This is a genomic window from Nonomuraea cavernae, from assembly GCF_040655715.1.
Taxonomy (GTDB): Bacteria; Actinomycetota; Actinomycetes; order Streptosporangiales; family Streptosporangiaceae; genus Nonomuraea; species Nonomuraea cavernae_A.
This window is the reverse complement of the sequence record NZ_JBFAKL010000044.1, coordinates 22,541-39,995: the sequence shown is the minus strand read 5'-3', so window position 1 is coordinate 39,995 and position 17,455 is coordinate 22,541. Positions and strand designations below refer to the sequence as shown.

Here is a 17,455-nt window from a genome sequence, read left to right as displayed (position 1 = left end):
GCTCGGCGGCGCAGCTCGGCGGGGTAGGGAGACTTACCTGGCATGGACTCGATCCTCTCAAGAGATCAAGTCTCCACCGAACCCGGGGCGATTCAGTGGCATAGCGGCGGGTGCCGTCAGGAAGCGTGATGGTCGCGTCGGCCTGATCGGCGGTCTCGGGATCATGCCCTTCCCAGCGGGGGATCAGCATCTCGAAGCCAGGGTCGCTGATGCGATGGAAAGGGCCGTCGATCTCGATCATGCGGTGAGTCTGCCAGCCGTGCCCGTCGCGTGCCCGATGGGACGGACAACAAGGGGAAACAGCGGGGAGTCACGGGGAATGCGATCAGTGACGAGTGCTGTGGCTGCCACAGGAGGTCGGGGGCGATCGGTGGTCCAGGGCTTCGTTCCTCAGCCCTGGACCACCGGGCAACGTGGTCGCGGTCGACTTCCGGGCACAAGCAAGTCCCTGTCGAGCCCCCGGGCTATCCTTCGACAACGGGCGATCCGCACGGCATCGGTTCCAACCTCAGAACCTCCTACGGTCGCCGCCCACGAACTCGACGACTCATCCGGAGCTCCTGAAAGGCAGCGGTTCCCGTCAGGGTTGAGTTCCGGGTCAGCTCATGTCAGCTCCCTCTGACGCCTTTCCACGTTGGGTCATCGATCGCGACGCACGGCCCTACCTGGCCGGTGATCACGCTCGACGTCAGCCGCCACAGCATTTGCTGCTTCTTCGTCTCAGCGGTCTCCGTCGCGTTACCGGCGAACTCCAGCACCAGCGTCTGGTCTCCGCCGAGGCGCCGAGGATTGATGTCCAGCACGTCACCACGCATACGGGCGACCGCGCTGGAGTCCGGCCCCGTCGCCACCACCTGGCTGACCGTCTTTCCCCTGCCGACCTTGCACTCCTTGCCGGGCGGCAGGTAGCTGATGTCGGCTCTGACGCCTGCCGCATTCAGGTCCCGCTCCAGCTGGTCGGCGTCCGTGAACTCGTTGATCTCCACCCGCACGGTGCCGTCGGCCTTCTTGCTCACGGCGTACGCGGGCTTCGCCGTCTCCGTCAGCAGGGGGACCGCGAACGCCGCCGTCATGGCAACGAGGGCCACCGTACTGCCTGCGAACAGTCGGCGGGTGACGCGGCGGCGCCGCTCGTCACGGTCCACGATCTCGGCTTTGAGGTCCATCAGCAGTTGCTCCTCGAATCTCATCCTGTTGCTCCACTCGTGACGAAGGGCAGGTTCCGCAGTGTCTGGCGGGCGCGGTGCAGGCGTACCTTGGCGGTGCTCTGCCGGATGCCGAGGGCGAGCGCGGCCTCCGTGACCGTGAGCTGGTCGATGACGACCAGTTCCAGTACCGCACGCTCCCCCACCGGCAACTCGGCCATGGCCTCGAACATCTGCCTGGCGTGCCGCTCCGCGTCTATGCGCTCCTCCAACCTGGTGACGTCGTCGGTGTCCAGCGGGCGTCGCCCGCTCACCCGGTCCGTCAGCTGGTACTGCTTGTACGCTCTGCGCCGCTCGGTGGAGATCGTCTTGCGAGCCACGCCATAGAGCCAGGCGATCTCGGACCCCAGCTCGGCCCGGTAGGTGTGGGCCGAGTTGAGCACCGCCACGAACACCTCGGCCACCAGGTCGGCGACGGTGTGCGGGTCGTCGACACGGCGGGCGAGGAACCGGGTGACCGCATCAATATGCCGCCGATAGAAGGCATCGAAGGCCACAGGATCTGTGGCGATCTTCACCTGTTTACGACGCACCGGTCACGCTCCCTTCGTCGATTCACCCTGCTTGGCGAGAACCGGCAAAAGGGTTACATGCGCAGATCATGCGGCCTGGTGGTGTGATTCTCCGGGCTTCTGGGAGCCGCTTTGGGAGCCACCCTCACGATCGCCCTCCTGTGGTCGGCCTCCGTAGATGGTTGGGGGCCATCGGTGGGCCAGGGCTTCGTTCCTCAAGCGATGTCTCGTAACTCGATTGGACGGTTTTGTTAGGGTGCCTGAATGCCTTCTCAACGCGCCCTACTGCCACGGTCGACACCGGCCGACTCAGGGATGTCGTCCCGCGCAGTTACCGCGCTGCTGGACCGGCTCGAAGCGCAATCCATCGAGTGTCACTCCATCATGGTCGTACGCCACGGTCACGTCGTCGCTGAAGGCTGGTGGGCGCCCTACTCGGCCGAACGGCCGCACCTTCTCTACTCGCTGACCAAGTCGTTCACCTCGGTCGCCGTGGGGCTCGCGATCGCCGACGGGCTGCTCTCGCTGGACGATCGGGTGGTGGACGTGTTGCCCGACCACGTTCCGGCCGACATCTCGGAGCAGGGACGCCGTCTCACCGTTCACCACCTGCTGTCCATGACGGCCGGACACCGTACGGACAGCCTCGTCGAGGCCTGGCAACTGGAACCGGGCGACCTGGTGAAGGGCTTCCTGCGCGTACCGTTTCCCGAGGCCGAGGGAACACGGCACGCCTACGACAATCCGACCACCTTCATCCTGGCCCGGATGGTGGAGCGGGTCACGGGCCGCGGCCTCTCGGAGCTGCTCGACGAGCGCCTCTTCAAGCCGATGGGCGTCGACCACGCCGAATGGGACCGGGTGGCGAGCGGTGCCGCCTTCGGATTCCACGGATTGCACCTCACGACCGAGGCCACCGCCGCCTTCGGTGAACTGCTGCTGCGCGGAGGCCTCTGGGGCGACCGGCGGCTCGTCCCGCGCGAATGGGTGGAGCTCGCGACCAGACGGCACATCGATACCGTGCCATTCGAGGACGGATCGGGGAACACCGACTACCTTTGCGGTTACGGTTACCAGTTCTGGATTTCGCGTCACGGTTACCACGGTGACGGCTCCTTCGGCCAGCAATTCGTGGTCGTCCCGTCGCACGATCTCGTGGTCGCCCTGACCGGCGCCCATACGCAGGCACAGGCAGTGCTCGACGCGATATGGGAGTGCCTGCTGCCCGGCATGGACCACGCGGCAAGCACCCGGGACGACGAGATTCTCGCCGATCGGCTGCGACGGCTGTCACTCGCGCAGGTGCCGGGTTCGGCCGCCCCGGAGCGTTCCGTCAAGGCGAGACTCGACGCCTCCGCCGAGGATTCGGCTCTGCCCGACGGAACCACGGTGATCGTCGATCCCGTGGACGGTGGATGGCTCCTGCGATTCGGGTCGTTCCTCGACGTCGAGGCCGGCCACGGCGAATGGCGGGAAAGTTCGCCGCTCGGCCGCCCTGTCGTCGCGGCCGGCGCCTGGCAGGGCAATACGTTCGTCGCCGAGCTTTACGTCATCACCACCCCGCACCGGGTTCGGCTGGTGGTCGACGCCGAGGCGGGCACAGCGGTCGCGACGTGGAGCACCGTGCCCCTGACCAGTCCCAGTCTGGCGTTGCATTTGCGGTCGCCGCTGATGACACGGCCCGACGTCGCTTAGGTGATATCAGCTAGGCTCGCGGGTTGCGGACTCTGATCGATCATCGATGGATGCAGGGGTTCTCGGCCTCCCGCCAGGAGTTGATCCACCCGTCATCGGGCTGCAGCCAGCCCAGTTCCACTGACTGGTGGGAACGCCCTACAGCCCCGACCTTTGGGCCTTGGTGAGGACGCCGGCGCCAAAGACGGCCGCCGCTTTATGTGGACCGACGGCTCGATGCCAGTGACAGGTCCGAACGGTCGCGCCAGCGCGTCAGGTCAGGTGGATCCGCACAGCCGCTCGAGCTCGGCGACGTCTGTGTTGATATCCGCGATCACCTGGTTGGGATCGCCGCCGGTCATGCCGGTCAAGCGGAAGTTCAGCTCCTGGAATTCGGCGGCCAGGCGACTGATCGTCGCGCCCACCACCCCTTGCGCGTCGAGGCCTGCGCCCATCAGGTCGCGGTGTGTCTGCTGAGCCGCGGCTGCCTGGCTGCCGCGGGTGGTCCCGGCGTTCTGGCGGTATGCGGTCAGCGCCGTCGCCGTCTTGTCGCAACCGCCGGGCCGGACCGCTGACAGCATGGGGGAGGAAACCGGGGCCGCTCGCGTGCGGCTTGGCTCTGGTGGCTGGGTGGTGCTGGGCTCAGGCGACGGACTCGGGGTCGGCGGTGCGGGCCGGGTGGTGACCGGATCTGGTGACGGTGACTGCGCGGCGTCGGCGGTGATTGCCGCGTCGGGCTGGGACGGTGGAGGCGGGGCCGGCGGCGCCAGGTAAGCGACCAGCGCGACCACGACGGCAGCCGCAGCCGCCAGAGCGCTCACTGCCGCCCAGTTCAGGCGAAAGCCTGCCCCTGCTGTCGGCGGCTGCGCTGATCGGTTCTCCGTCATGCCCTCATCGTGGCCGAGCCGCTGATCTCGGTCCAGAACGCCTGCTGATCTTCATGAACGGAACTCGCCTAGGAAGGCGAAGCACACCGCCTCCTCACTGAGTACGGCGTCGAAATGACCCGCGACCACGAACAAGTGCTGAAGCGGCCCCTCACGAAGCAAGCGTCCGGCAAGCGTTCGGCCGCCTGGAGCAAGCCATGCGCCGAGAGCCGTAGCTGGCTGACGTGGAAGCTGATCATTCCGCCCGCCATCGCCCCGGGACAGGCCGAGCAGACCAGAGGGGCGGGTGCGCGCGGTGCGCGGACCGGGGTTCGTTTTCAGACCGCGTCATGAGACGCTGCGCTGATGATCAGAACCGGAGCCTAGGAGTCGATGGTGCGCAGAAAGTCGCAGCAGGAACCGCGTCTGGCGAGCTGCCACTTGTGTGCTGGACCCTACAATGCCGCGGGTGGATCGTGACCAGATTCTCCTGACCCATCCCGGTACCTCGAAGCCCAAGTACCTGGAACTCGCAATCGACGGGGCTGAGCTGCACCGGAATTGGTGGGCCGGTACTGGGAAGCCTCAGGGGCGCACGAAGTCGTTCGATCACGAGGGCGCGGCGCGCGAGGCCCTGGAGAAGGTCGTCGCCGAGAAGATGCGTGACGGGTACGCTCTGCTCCGCGACGTCGCCGAGAGCAAACCGGGCGACGTCGTCGTCCAGTGCGCGACCCGGGCGGCGAACGGTGTCGTGGCGATCGCTCTGCACCCGGACGGCCACACCGTCGCGGTCGCTCGCGGCATCCCCGACCGGATCGGGGCGGCCGGCTCCGATGTGCAGACGGTCGACTTACGGACCGGCGCCCGCCAGGTGGTGTACACCGATGCGTATCAGTACTCACTGATCCATACCGTGACGTTCGAACCGGACGGCTCGCACCTGACGTTCACCGTCCGCGACACGATCTCCATGGTGGAGGTGAGCCACACGGTGGCGCTCGCCACCGGTCATGTCCAACGCCTGCCCTACACCCGGCCAGGGTGGGACTCCGCCCGCCAGCGGATGCTGGTGGTCGACAACGATCACGCGCTGCGAGTGCTGGGCCCGGACGGCGATTCGTGCCTCGATCTTCCGGCAGGCAAGCGCTTCCAGACCACTGCCACGCTGTCGCCGTCGGGCCGGCTCGTCGGCCTCGCCCACGACCCGGACAACCGCGATACGGAGTACGACCTCGAGATCTGGGATGTCGACGCTGGTCAGCGAGTGCTCGCCGCCCCGTTCCCCTTTCCGGCGGGATTCCAGGGAATCAGCCGCCGGTTCGACAAGCTGGCGTTCGACGGGGCCGAGCAAATCCTTGTCGCGAGCGGCGCGACGTCAGGATGCTTTGGCGTCTCGGTGAAATCCGGTGCCTTGTGCTGGGCGATCGAGGACGAGCGGGACGGGTGCGAGCGGTTGAGTGACTTCGCACTGTCCCCCAACGGCACCTTGCTCGCCGGTGTTCTCCACTGTGGCCCGGTCATCGTTTATGACGTTGCGACCGGACAGCCGCTGGAGCCGCACTTCGCCGTCCCCGGCGAGCGGTCGGGCTGGTACCAGGCGGTTGGTTTCTCCGCCGACGGCCGCCTTCTGGCGGTCGGCGACTACCCCGGCCGCATCACGGTGTTCCGGTTCGACGGCGTGGAGTTCACCAAGCCAGGCGGCTGACCGCCGGCACCTGGGCGACTTCGGTTCGTAACCGCGTCCCGCGACTCTGCGGTTGCCGTTTTTGGCGGGCGGCGGGCGATCTGCTTGGCCGCGATCGAGACCATCACCAGACTGTCTGCCTGGCAATTGCTGACCCGGCTCAGGAGAGGATTCCTGGGTTCCAGATCCTGGGCACGCTCGCGATGACCGTCAGCCCGTGGCCCGTTCTACGAGCCATGCGATTCCCAGTGCCACGGGCACCGAGGCGATGGCCAGGAGGATCGAATATCCACAGCCGCCGCTCCCGTTCACACGCTTGGCGGGGGTGAGCCCTTCGCCAGGCCCTCGCCACAATGGTCTCGGTTCCAGCATGAGGTAGAAGAACACCCCGATCTGGCCGACCGTGAACAGCCAGAACCACGCCCACCGGTTGGCGAGACGTGGGGTGAAGCGCAGCATGGCGAGGAAGGCAAGCACCCAAGGGACCGAGACCCACCAGCCACCTGGAATGCCGAAGGGCCAGTCGGAGAAGACGCCGCTCCGAGAGGACGACGTTGGCTGCTGTACCACCGAGGACGGCTGAACAGATGCGCTGTGTAAGTCCGTCGTGAGGCGCGCGGTCGTGTACGGACCTTCGAAGTCCGCGATCCGGCCCTCGACCTGGCGCCAGGCAAAAGGCGACTCTGACCACACCAGAAATACCAATTGGTCTGAGTCGTCGACTTCATAGGTGATCCGGTCGACCTCCCCGGCCAGCGTCACACTACGGAACTGCTCCAAAGTCCGAGAAGAGGGCAAGGAAGAGGCGCTGGCGACGGCCAGTCCCCCGAGCAGGGGGAGCAACAGCACCAGTCGGACCACGAAACCGGCTCTGTAGAGGATGCGGGTGACTAAGTCAGAGTTCACATCACATTCCTACCGTCATGGCCGATTCTGTTAACGGTAGAAGTAGGTGGAGCACTCTTCGTCCGTGAGTCCTCCACGCGCCATGGCGAAGGCTGACCGGAACGGAAACCACAGGGCAGGTGACGGTTTGTGACCTCAACTCCTGTGAGACTCTTCAAAACCATCGCGCCTTCTCAGGAGAGCCGGCCCTCCGCGCCGGTGAGAGCATCAGTCAGGGGGTGAGACAGCGTCGCCGACGAAGTCTCGAAATGCTTCCAACAGCTCGCCGAGGTGGCCTACGGCCATTTCGCCGGCCACCCCCCTCCACGGCGAGCTGAACTTCGCCTGCAAACCCGATCAGTAGTCGCTGCTCACTTTCGTTCGATGTGCGGCATGATCGGATGAGACGAAGGGGTACACGGTGCGCCACGTACGCAATTTTTTCGGAGAATTTTTTGGAGAGTTAATTCTGGTAGTTCTCGGATTTGGCGTGGTCTGGGGGGTCTTCGCGCTGTTCGGTTCGTCGTGGCCGATCGAGCAACTGGAGGTGTTCGGTCTGCCGGGGATGGATATCATCCTGACGGTCATCGGCCTGGTTGCTCTAATGGGACTGTCGGCTTTTGTCATATGGTGCGTACGGAAGATCAAAAAGAAGACGCCGTCGGCTGACTGAGTCTTCGCGGAGTGCTCTAGTCGCAGTTCCCAGCCGTTCAATGCCGTTCAGACTGGATCGAACCGCCGCGCCGGTCCGGTCGTCCGGATGCTCCATGTCGGTCGTCGGCGGCACTGCGCCATCACCAGGATCGAGACCGGAGCCTGGTGCCGCCGGTCTTCGCCTGGCTGCGGGCGCGCTGTAGATGGCGGAGGCGACGCTGACGCCTCGCACTCGTCGAGGCAGTCAGCCGAGGGCGGCCCGGGAGCGGGCGATCTGCTCGCGGGTGCGAGTGGACCAGACGTGTTCGTTGAGCGGATCGAGACGGTCGAGGCAAGTGGTGAAGTGGGCCAGCGCCGCCCGTTCGTCTCCCCGCCACCGGCTGATCTCGCCCAGCGTGTAGGCGATAAGCGCCTGCCCTCGTGTGTCTCCGGCGTTCACGAACATCTCCGCGCAGTGGGCGAGCATGCCGGTGGCGGTGTCGTGGCGACCCAGCGCGGCCTCGGCCTGGGCCTGCCGGTGCAGCGCAAATCGTTCGCCGGTGCTCCACCGCAACTCGCGGCAGAGGTCGAGGCTGGCCCGGTAGTGGCCGATCGCCTCCTCGACGCGGCCAGTTTCGTAGGAGGCGATACCGAGGGCGCGCAGGAAACGGGCCCGGTGGATGGCGCTGTGGCCGGCGCTGTCGTCCTCGAGATGGGCGAGGGCTCGGCGGCAGGTCGTCCCGGCGGCGTTGTAGCGGCCCAGGTAGAACTGGACCCCGGCGATCTCGGTCCACGCGCTCAGCAGGCCGTGCCCGTCGCCCAGCGAGTGGAACCGCTCAGCGGCCAGGGTGGCGGCGGCGAGCGCGGAGCCCAGGTCGGCCTCCAGGGTGGCGGCGACCCCGAGCAGCGCGTACGCCGCGGCGTGCCGGTCTCCCGCCTGTGAGCAGCGGCCGAGCAGGTGGCGGAACTCGTCCGCGACCGCGCTGGCGCGTCTGCGATCCACCTCGGCGTCGGCGCGTACCAACCGCAACCGCGTCTCGGCGACGGTGTCGCCCGCCGCGGCGGCGGCGCCGGTGGCCGTCCCCAGCATTCGGACGGCGTCGTCGTGGAAACCGCGCACGATCAGGAACGGCGCCAGCGCGTAAGCGAGCTCGGCCGCCTCCTGGACCAGCCCGCAGTGTGCGGCGGTCTCAGCCACGGCGACGAGCACGCCGCGCTCTGCCGCCAGCCAGGCGCCGCCCTCCGGGCAGGGCGGCGTCCGGGCCGTGACGCCGGGCGGCGGCGGGGCGAAGGCGAGGGGGAGCTCGCGTGCGGCGTCGGCGGCACGGGCGCGGGCCTCGGCGGCGACCCGGCGCAGCGCCGCCGTCCGGCATTCTCTGCTCTCCTCGGCGATGAACAGCTCGGCGGCGAAGCCGCGCAGCAGGTCGTGCATGCGGTAGCGGGGCCGGGCCGCGGCGTCGGCCTCACCAGCGGTGATCAGCCCGGCGACGGCCAGCTCCTCCAGGGAGCCGTCCACGTCGTACGCGGTCGCACCCGCCAGCGCAGCCACCATCCAGGCCGCCACGCCATCGGCGGCCACCGATCCGAGCAGCCGGAACGCGCGCCGCGCGGGCGCCGACAGCGTCGCGTAGCTCGCCTCGAACGTGGCGCGGACATCCAGGGGGCCCGCGTGGAGTTCGTTCAGCGCCGAGGCGTTGGCGAGCCGGCGCGCCAGCTCGGCCAGGGGCCAGGCCGGGCGGGTGACCAGCCGCGCCCCGGCGATGCGCAGGGCGAGCGGCAGCCGTCCGCAGGCACGCAGGATCGCCTCCGCCGACTCCGGGTCACTCGCCACGCGGCTCGCCCCGGCCACGCCCGCGAGCAGGTCGTGGGCATCGGCGAGCGGTGGCACGTCCAAGGCGTACGTGATCGCGCCGGGCAGCGTGGGCAGCGGCCCACGGGAGGTGAGGAGGACGGCCGATCTGGGCGTGCCCGGGATCAGCGGCTGTACCTGGGCCTCGCCGGCCGCGTCGTCCAGCAGCACGAGCACCGCGCGGTCGGCGATCCTGGCCCGGTACATCGCCGCCCGCTCCTCTGTGGAGGAGGGCATGCCGGCGGAGTCCACGCCGAGCGCCCGCAACAGCTCCGCGAGCAGGTCGGACGGGTCGCGGGGCGACGCCGACGCGCCGTGCAGCCGGACGAACAGCTGACCGTCGGGATACCGCTCCCGTACCAGGTGCGCGACATGCACCGCCAGCGTGCTCTTCCCGACGCCGGGCGGCCCCGACACCGTCACGATCGCGGGCGCCGCCCTGCCGCCGTCCAGCGCGGCGACCAGGTCGCGGGTCTCGGTCTCGCGGCCGACCAGGTCGGCGATGTCGGCGGGGAGCAGGCAGATCCCCGTCCACGCGGGCTCGCGGACCGCCTCCAGCGCCTCGGCGCGCCTGCCCGCCCGGTGCAGCGCCAGCATGAGCCGGTGCCACAGGCGTTCGTTGAGCGGCGTGGCCTCCACCAGTGGGGTCAGCTCGCCGACGAGCTCGTCGTACAGGCCGAGCCGCAGGCGCACGTCGATCCAGCCGAGCCGGGCGCTCTCCCGGCGTTCCTCCAGTTCGGCGATGCGCGCCTGCACTGTCGCGGCCAGCGTCACGTCCTCAGCGGGCCGACCGCGCCACAGCGTCAGCGCCTGCGCGAACAGCCGGTTCGCCGTGGCGGGTTCCCCTCGCGCCGCCTCCAGCCGGGCCTCCCGTACGGCCTCCTCGAAGGCGAGCACGTCGAGCCGGTCGGGGCCGAGGCTCAGGCGGTAGCCGTGCGGCACGGTTTCGACCTCGACCGCGGCGCGGCGCAGCGCGGTCAGGTACGTCTGCAGGTTCGGCAGGGCGGATCGCGGCGGGTCGTCCCACACCGAGGCGATCAGTCGGTCTCTGGTCAGGACGGTGTTCGGGTGGAGCAGGAAGACGCCGAGCAGCGCGCGCACCTTGGCGGCCAGCCGGATGGGCCGCCCAGCGTCGGCGACCTGGACCGGTCCGAGGATCGCGAAGTCCACCCTCGTCTCCCCGGCACGGTCAGCGGTCGGTCCTTCTATGGCGACCATATGCGGTTTCTGTGGGCCAAGAGAGGAAGTTGATCGAAACATCGAAGCATCGGAAGGAGGTGGACGAGGTGAAGATCGAGGTTCGCAAGGTCGAGGCCGTCAAGGCGACCCAGTTCGTGACCTGAGGCACCGCCTCTCAGCTGGTCGGGAGGCGGTGCGGCCGCCTCCCGACCGACTCCGTCCCGACGAGCGATGCGGATGAGCGATGCAGGTGATGTTGAAGGAGTGCGCGTGGGAATCCCTCGGCGACGAACTGGTGGTGGTCCACGACCCGCGCGAGGCGTACACGCTGGCTGATCCGGACGGCCGGATCGCGGCGCTCCTCGACGAACTGGCCCGCGGGCCGGCCACGGCGGAGGAGTTGAGTGCGGCGCTGACCGCGCGGGGCGTCGCCGTCACGGGGGACGACGTCCGCGCCGGGCTCGCCGGGCTCGACTCTCTCGGCCTGGTCGAGGACGCCGCCGAACGCCTGCTGGGCGACCCGGACGCCGATGAGCGGCATTTTTCAAATCTGACGTTCTTCGGGGCCTTCGCCCGGCTGGACAGGTCGCGAGCGGAGTTCGTCCGGCGGCTGCGCGACTCGCACGTTCTCGTGCTCGGCGCGGGCGGCGGCGGCTCGTCCCTGGTGCAGTGCCTGGCCGGGCTCGGCGTCGGCGCGCTGACGCTGGTGGATCGCGATGACATCGCTCCGCGCAACTTCGCCCGCCAGTTCCTCTACCGGCACGCCGACATCGGCCGGTCGAAGGTGGAACGCGCCGCCGAATGGGTGCGCGAGTACGACCCGGGCATCGAGGTCCGCTCCGTGGACCGGTGGATCTCGGGCCCGGACGACCTCAAGGACCTGACCGGGGACGTCCACGTGATCGCCGGCGGCCTCGACGGCGCGCCCGACGCGAACCTGTGGGTGAACGAGGCGGCGCTGCGCGCGGGCGTCCCGCTGGTCGCCGGCGGGATGACCCGTACCCAGCTCATCTACTTCTCCGTCGACCCGGGCAGGAGCGCCTGCCTGCGCTGCGACGAGTCAGACCTGCCCCGCCCGGACGGACGCACGACCGCGGCGGTCGCGCAGCGGCTCACCCGTGGGCTGCGGCTCGCCAACGGCCTCACCGGGCCGATGGCGATGCAGGTCGGATCGCTGGTCGCCTACGAGGTCATGCGTTATCTGACCGGCGTCGAGCCGCCGCGCGCGGCCGGGTCCCGCGTCGTCCTCGACCTGCTGAACGGGCTCGTCCCCGTGTGGCAACCGTTCCCCCGCGACCCGGGCTGCCCGGCGTGCGCGCTGGCCAGGCGGTGACCCCATGACCGGCAGGGTCCGGCTGCGCCCGCTCACCGTGGTCGAGGAGGGCGACGAGGCCCTGGTCGGCGATCCGGCCACCGGCGCCTTCGTGGCCATGCCCGCCGTGGGCGGAGTGGTGATCTCGGCGCTGCTGCGCGGCGCGACCGAGGAGGAGGCCGCGGCCGAGGCCGAGGCGTTCGCCGGTGAGCCCGTGGATGTGCCGTCGTTCATGGAGACCCTCGCCGAACTGGGCTTCGTCGACGATCGGCCGGACGTGGAACTCCGGGTCGTGCGCACCGCGCCGATCCAGATGCGGCGCTGGATGGGGGGCGTGAGCCGGCGCGTGGCCCGCCCGTTCTTCGGCCGGGTGGCCTGGGCCTGCTACACCGCCCTCGCCCTGTTCTGTCTGGCCGTGTTCGCCGCCTCGCCGTCGCTGTTCCCGAGCCCGGCCCAGGACGCGTTCCTGCTCGACGACGTCGGGCTGAGCGCGCTGCTCCTCATGCCGTTCGTTCTGGCGTCGACGGCTCTGCACGAGTGCGGGCACTGGCTGGCCGCCCGCGCGATCGGCATCGAGTCCCGGTTCGGGGTGGACCGGCGGATGATGCTGCTCGTCCTGGAGACCGACCTCTCCCAGGTGTGGACGGTGCCTCGCCGCCGCCGCTACGGGCCGCTGCTCGGCGGGATGGCGGTGGACGTGGTCGTGCTCAGCCTGCTGCTCGGCGCCCGTCTGCTGATCCGGCAAGGGGTGTGGTCGCCGGCTCCCGTGGTGGACGCGACGCTCGCGGTGTGGGTGTTCGTGAAGCTGGCGGGCCTGCTGTGGCAGTGCATGGTCTTCCTGCGTACCGACCTGTACGCGGTGCTGGTCAACGCGCTCGGCTGCCGCGACCTGTGGCGGGTCAAGAGCCTGCTGCTGCGGCGTGCGTTCGGCAGGCTCACCCCGGCGCAGGCGGCGGAGCTGCTCGCGGCCTCGCCCGCCGACGTACGGGCCGGGCGGTGGTTCCGGTGGGTGTGGCTGGCCGGATTCGCCGGGGTGCTGGCCTGGTTCGTCTTCTTCGTGCTCCCGGTCGTGGTCGCCGTGCTGGCATGGGCGGCCGACAGGCTCCTGCTCGGGCCGTTCAGTTCGCAGTTCTGGTACGCGCTGCTGTGTGCCGCCCTGCTGCTCGGCCCGTACATCCTGGCCCTCTCCCTGGCCGTCCGGGAGCACGTGCGGCGGTAGGCCCTCGATGGAGAGCGGCTGCGGGCAGCCAACCGCTCTCGCCAGAGCCGCTCTTCTCGCGCGGGCCGGAAGCCGCTACGATGATCACGATGAATATCTCATACATCAGATTGGGGGCCCCGTTCACGCAAGGTGAGTGCTGATGCCGCACTCGACCTCGAACGAGGATTCCCGCTTAACCCTCTGGCTGCGCGTGCGTGAGTTCGCCGTGCCGCCCCCCATGATCGAGTCAGCGACCGCCCGCCGTGCTACCGGAGACTGGGCAGCAGCGTGTGCCGCAGCACACGTGGACGTCGATCTCAACCTGCGCCGCATAGCGCGTCTCCACGGCCAGGAACTGGCCGCCCACCTCCGTAGTGACCTCCGCCACCTGGCGCCTGACCTGCTCCGCTGGCACATGCCGAGGATCGCCCCCAACGGCCTGATACGTCCGGGCCTGACCCTCTCGCTGGCCCGTTACCGCGAGAGGAACAACCCGGTCCATCTTGTGGCCAGGACCCCGCCGGCCTGGGCGGATGCCGGTCAGCGGATCAGCCTGGCGCTCTGGGACGGTTCCCGGTCCGGACCGCATCCGCACCCCCATCCGAATCCACGCTTCCGCCTCGACCTGCATCGCCACCTGTGGGATGTGCGCAGGGCCGGTGAGCTGCGTACGCGCTCAGAAACAGCGCCGCACGCACGGGGCTGGGCCGTCGATCGATGGCCGGCCGAAGCCCGGTTGCTGCTCTACGCCGAGGGGCGGGACGGGGGTACGGTCGCCGTCCGGGTCGGCGGGCGGCGTCAGGTGATCCTCGATGTTGACGCGTCCCGGGTCGGCGACGAAGGGCCCGCGCCGCCGCCGATCCTGCCTGATGCGGCGACCTGGGTGCTGCCCGACCTGGCGTTGCTGCGTGCCAGGCTGATCGAGGCCGACAGGCTGCACCCGCTCGTCGCGGCGGCGCTCGTGCCCGGCCGTTCGCCGGATGCCAAGCCACCCGGCCACCAGAGCGAGAACGGGCCGCGAATGGTCGAGTGCCGCGGCGCCCAGCACAGGATCGCGCTCGTGAACGGCGTGCTGGTCGCTCTGGATCACGACGTGGCCGAGATCCGGCGCGAGAAACTGCTGGCCGGGTTCACCGGCACCCCGTTGCCCTGTTTGCGGCTGATCGAAGAGGACCACCGCTCCCCGGAGTGCCTCCTCGACGTCAGCGCACGGCTGGAGCACGGCGACGCCGTCGGTGCGCAGGCCACTGTCGACGGTCTCCTCGGACCTGGTGCGCGGCTGCCCGAGGGCGAGCTGCGCGACGTGCTGGAGGAGGCCGCGCGGCGGCGGATCGACCACGGGCTGTTCCGTGCCGGGCTCGGGTCGGGGCCTGGACCGGCCGAGCGACCGGACCGCCGCTCCCGTAAGGACCGGGCACGCCCGCGCCACGCCACATTCCGCTGACGCTTTTCTAGACCTCCAAAAGGTGATTCATCATGCTTTCGTCTGTTCACGCCTCGCGCCTTGAAGTCGCCGGCGACCTCCTGTCCCTGCTCCGCGACACCACCACGGAGCCACGTACCGACACGCAGTTGGAGGCCCTGACCCTGGCCGTGGCGGCCGACCTGCCCGTCCTGCTGTGGGGGGAGCCGGGGATCGGCAAGACCGCGGCGCTGCAGCAGCTTGCCAAGACGCTCGACTTGCCGCTCACGACGGTGATCGCCAGCGTGCACGAGCCGTCCGACTTCTCCGGCCTGCCGGTCGTCGGTGACGATCCCGCCGTACAGGGTGTCCCGATGGCGCCGCCGGATTGGGCCGTACGTCTGGTTCGCGCGGGCCGGGGGCTGCTCTTCCTGGACGAGCTGTCCACGGCGCCGCCCGCCGTACAGGCCGCCCTGCTCCGCCTGGTTCTGGAACGGCGGGTCGGAGCCCTGCGGCTCCCGGCAGGTGTCCGGATCGTGGCGGCCGCCAACCCGCGTTCCTCTGCCGCTGATGGCTGGGAGCTGAGCCCGCCGCTCGCGAACCGGTTCGTCCACCTGCAGTGGCGTCACGATCACGATGTCGTCGTACGCGGCCTCGGCGGGACCTGGCCGCGCGCGAGCCTGCCATGGCTCGCCCCAGAGCGGCTGGCCGAGGCGGTGACGTTCGCCCGGCGTGCGGTGTGCGGGCTCCTCACCGCCCGCCCCGATCTCGTGCACCGGCTGCCGAACAACGAGGCGCACCGGGGTGGCCCGTGGCCCTCGCCTCGCAGCTGGGAGATGGCGTTGTGCCTGACCGCCTTCGCGACCGCGGCCGACGCGTCCAAGGATGTGCTGTCCATGCTGGTCAGGGGCACGGTGGGAGACGGGCCTGGGCTGGAGCTGCTTGCCGCCATGGATCGGATGGACCTGCCCGACCCCGAGGCGCTGCTGGCCGACCCGGCGACGGCCGAGTTGCCTCAGCGGGGTGACCTGCGCCAGGCCGTACTTGACGGTGTGGTCGCGGCTGTGCGGAAGCGGCCGGAGAAGGGCAGGTGGGACGCGGCATGGGCGCTGCTGGCGCGAGCGCTGGAGACCGGCGCCCCGGACCTGGTGGTCGTGCCCGCCTCCACGCTCGCCGCGCTGCGCCGCGCGGACTGGCAGGTCCCGGCCTCGATCGAGAGGCTCGCCGGGGTGGTCTCCCTGAGCAGGAAGGCGGATGAGGTCGCGGCGCGGGTGGCGGGCTGATGGACTTCGAGAAGCTCTTCACCGCCCGGTTGTACGCCGCGCGGGCCCGGCCCTATCTGGCGACGGCGCTGTTCGCGCTGCACCCGGTGGAGTCGCGCTTCGTGCCCACGATGGCGGTGGATCGACATTGGCGGTGCTACATCTCACCGGCGTTCGTCGCCCGGATCCCCGTTGAGGAGCTGGCGAGCGTGTGGGTGCACGAGATCTCCCACCTGCTGCGCGACCATCACGGCCGCAGCGACCGGTTCGCCCGGCAGCAGGAGCTGACGGGACCGGGAGAGCGGCTGCGGATGAACATCGCCGCTGACCTCGAGATCAACGACGACGTGTACGGTGACGGGCTGACCTGCCCTGGTGGCGCCGTCCATCCGAAGATGCTGGGGCTGCGCGACGGCGAGCTCATGGAGGACTATCTGCGCCAGTTCCGGCTCGGGCCGGCCACGCAGGAACTGGTCTGGCTGGACTGCGGCAGCGGCGCCGACGGACTCGAGCGGGAATGGGATCTCGGGCCGGAGGGCGCGAACGGGCTCAGCGACCACGAGCGGGAGGCGGTCCGGTTCCGGGTGGCGCAGGGCATCAACGCCCATCCGGGGACTGTGCCGAAGGGATGGCAGCGGTGGGCAGAGGAGGCCTTCCACCCGCCGCAGCCATGGCGGGACCTGCTCGGGGCAGCCATCCGCTCGGCGGTTTCAGGACCCGGCGTGGGCGAGGACTACACCTACGGCAGGCCGCCGCGGCGCTCGGCCGGCCTGACCGGCGTCATCCTGCCGAGCCTGCGGCGCAGGCCGCCGCGGATCAGTGTGGTCATCGACACCTCCGGGTCGGTCAGCGACGCCGAACTGGGGAGCGCGTTGCTAGAGGTCGCCGCGATCGTCCGCGCCGTGGGCGGCCGGCGCGACCTGGTCAGCGTTCTGTCCTGCGACGCGGCGGCCCGGGTCGCGCAACCGCTGTGCCGGGCCGAGGGGTTGACGCTGGTGGGCGGCGGCGGCACGGACCTGCGTGCGGGCATCGCCAAGGCGCTGCGGGCGAGTCCGCGGCCGGACGTCATCGTGGTCCTGACCGACGGCTGGACCCCGTGGCCGCAGGAACGGCCGGCGTCCCGCGTGGTGGTGGGGCTGTTTCCCCGGACCAAGTGGGTGGATGAGAGCGATCCCGACTACGTGCCGGACACGCCGCCCTCATGGGCACGGGTGGTCGACATCGGCTAGACGAGTCGGCCTTGGCGGTCCTGAGCTCCGGCTCCGGCTCCGGCTCCGGCTCCGGTGAGGCTGACGGCGTTCAGGACCGTTCGATCCGGATGGATGATCGCCATCACCGACGTGACTCAGTGGTGAGCCCTTCGGGAGTCCACTTTTCGGCGTTGGCCTGACCACTACAGGTTCGAGACGTCTGCGGTGAGCATGGGGCAAGCGATCACGTCAAGGTCGGTTGATGGTGACTGCCGGTGTACTTCTCATTCGGAGGCAGTCGGCGGTCTCGCCCGATGATCTTCCCCGGTGGCGACCCGTGTCAACGGTCACGCCGGCTTCCAGTTGGGTGAGCAGGCGCTTGCCGGACTGGGCGTATCGGCGGGGCGGCTCGGTGATCGCGATAGACGGTCATGAGGACCATTCGCGACGCGGCCTTGACGTTCTTCAGCCGGTCGCCGGTGAACGGGTATCGGTCCCTCGGCGCATCCGGTCATCCGTCTCGTCATGAGGTTCCACTTCCTGGAGTAAAGGGATTTCCAAACATGATCCGATGGAGAACCGTCGCGAGGAGGGATGCGTC

General features: G+C 69.5%; 14 protein-coding genes. 8 read left to right on the top strand and 6 right to left on the bottom strand.

The genetic code is table 11. From position 1 onward, the window contains the following. The 3 genes from AB0I38_RS38855 to AB0I38_RS38845 form a co-directional block, all read right to left on the bottom strand. Nucleotides 1–241, bottom strand: a 241-nt coding sequence (locus AB0I38_RS38855) for a hypothetical protein (RefSeq protein WP_358494909.1), incomplete at its 3' end; no start/stop codon positions are given. Nucleotides 242–608: 367 nt separating this feature from the next. Beyond that, nucleotides 609–1,190 (bottom strand): hypothetical protein, encoded by a 582-nt coding sequence (locus tag AB0I38_RS38850; protein WP_358494906.1) that lies wholly within the window; start codon nucleotides 1,188–1,190, stop codon nucleotides 609–611. Further along, on the bottom strand, nucleotides 1,187–1,738 hold the full coding sequence (locus AB0I38_RS38845) for an RNA polymerase sigma factor (protein WP_358494902.1): 552 nt from the start codon (nucleotides 1,736–1,738) through the stop codon (nucleotides 1,187–1,189). Before AB0I38_RS38845 ends, AB0I38_RS38850 begins: the two co-directional genes overlap by 4 nt. Before the next feature lie 243 nt (nucleotides 1,739–1,981). On the opposite strand from AB0I38_RS38845, the gene AB0I38_RS38840 reads away from it, so the two are divergent. Beyond that, the gene (locus AB0I38_RS38840; RefSeq protein WP_358494897.1) at nucleotides 1,982–3,412 is read left to right on the top strand and encodes a serine hydrolase domain-containing protein; all 1,431 of its coding nucleotides are present in this window, start codon (nucleotides 1,982–1,984) and stop codon (nucleotides 3,410–3,412) included. Between the two features lie 257 nt (nucleotides 3,413–3,669). Here AB0I38_RS38840 and AB0I38_RS38835 read toward each other — a convergent pair whose 3' ends face one another. After that, the gene (locus AB0I38_RS38835; protein ID WP_358494893.1) at nucleotides 3,670–4,278 is read right to left on the bottom strand and encodes a hypothetical protein; all 609 of its coding nucleotides are present in this window, start codon (nucleotides 4,276–4,278) and stop codon (nucleotides 3,670–3,672) included. Between the two features lie 448 nt (nucleotides 4,279–4,726). Between AB0I38_RS38835 and AB0I38_RS38830 the strand changes: the two genes are divergently transcribed. After that, nucleotides 4,727–5,962: a WD40 repeat domain-containing protein gene (locus tag AB0I38_RS38830; RefSeq protein WP_358494890.1), complete on the top strand. Its 1,236-nt coding sequence runs from the start codon at nucleotides 4,727–4,729 to the stop codon at nucleotides 5,960–5,962. Nucleotides 5,963–6,151: 189 nt separating this feature from the next. Here AB0I38_RS38830 and AB0I38_RS38825 read toward each other — a convergent pair whose 3' ends face one another. Further along, the gene (locus AB0I38_RS38825; RefSeq protein WP_358494887.1) at nucleotides 6,152–6,847 is read right to left on the bottom strand and encodes a hypothetical protein; all 696 of its coding nucleotides are present in this window, start codon (nucleotides 6,845–6,847) and stop codon (nucleotides 6,152–6,154) included. Between the two features lie 400 nt (nucleotides 6,848–7,247). Between AB0I38_RS38825 and AB0I38_RS38820 the strand changes: the two genes are divergently transcribed. Then, entirely contained in the window at nucleotides 7,248–7,499 is a 252-nt protein-coding gene (locus tag AB0I38_RS38820; RefSeq protein ID WP_358494883.1) for a hypothetical protein, read from the top strand. 225 nt (nucleotides 7,500–7,724) lie between these two features. On the opposite strand, the gene AB0I38_RS38815 is transcribed toward AB0I38_RS38820, so the two are convergent. Continuing rightward, nucleotides 7,725–10,478, bottom strand: a complete 2,754-nt coding sequence (locus tag AB0I38_RS38815; protein WP_358494880.1) for an AfsR/SARP family transcriptional regulator — start codon at nucleotides 10,476–10,478, stop codon at nucleotides 7,725–7,727. Nucleotides 10,479–10,731: 253 nt separating this feature from the next. Here AB0I38_RS38815 and AB0I38_RS38810 point away from each other — a divergent pair, with 253 nt between their 5' ends. From AB0I38_RS38810 to AB0I38_RS38790, 5 genes are all read left to right on the top strand, one after another. Beyond that, nucleotides 10,732–11,820 carry a HesA/MoeB/ThiF family protein gene (locus AB0I38_RS38810; RefSeq protein ID WP_358494876.1) on the top strand — a complete coding sequence of 363 codons (1,089 nt, stop codon included), beginning with the start codon at nucleotides 10,732–10,734 and terminating at the stop codon, nucleotides 11,818–11,820. Between the two features lie 4 nt (nucleotides 11,821–11,824). Then, on the top strand, nucleotides 11,825–13,018 hold the full coding sequence (locus AB0I38_RS38805) for a hypothetical protein (RefSeq protein WP_358494872.1): 1,194 nt from the start codon (nucleotides 11,825–11,827) through the stop codon (nucleotides 13,016–13,018). Between the two features lie 286 nt (nucleotides 13,019–13,304). Next, nucleotides 13,305–14,444: a hypothetical protein gene (locus AB0I38_RS38800; protein ID WP_358494869.1), complete on the top strand. Its 1,140-nt coding sequence runs from the start codon at nucleotides 13,305–13,307 to the stop codon at nucleotides 14,442–14,444. Nucleotides 14,445–14,476: 32 nt separating this feature from the next. Beyond that, on the top strand, nucleotides 14,477–15,685 hold the full coding sequence (locus tag AB0I38_RS38795; RefSeq protein ID WP_358494864.1) for an AAA family ATPase: 1,209 nt from the start codon (nucleotides 14,477–14,479) through the stop codon (nucleotides 15,683–15,685). Beyond that, nucleotides 15,685–16,893 (top strand): vWA domain-containing protein, encoded by a 1,209-nt coding sequence (locus AB0I38_RS38790; protein WP_358494861.1) that lies wholly within the window; start codon nucleotides 15,685–15,687, stop codon nucleotides 16,891–16,893. Before AB0I38_RS38795 ends, AB0I38_RS38790 begins: the two co-directional genes overlap by 1 nt. The last annotated feature ends 562 nt before the right edge of the window (nucleotides 16,894–17,455 follow it).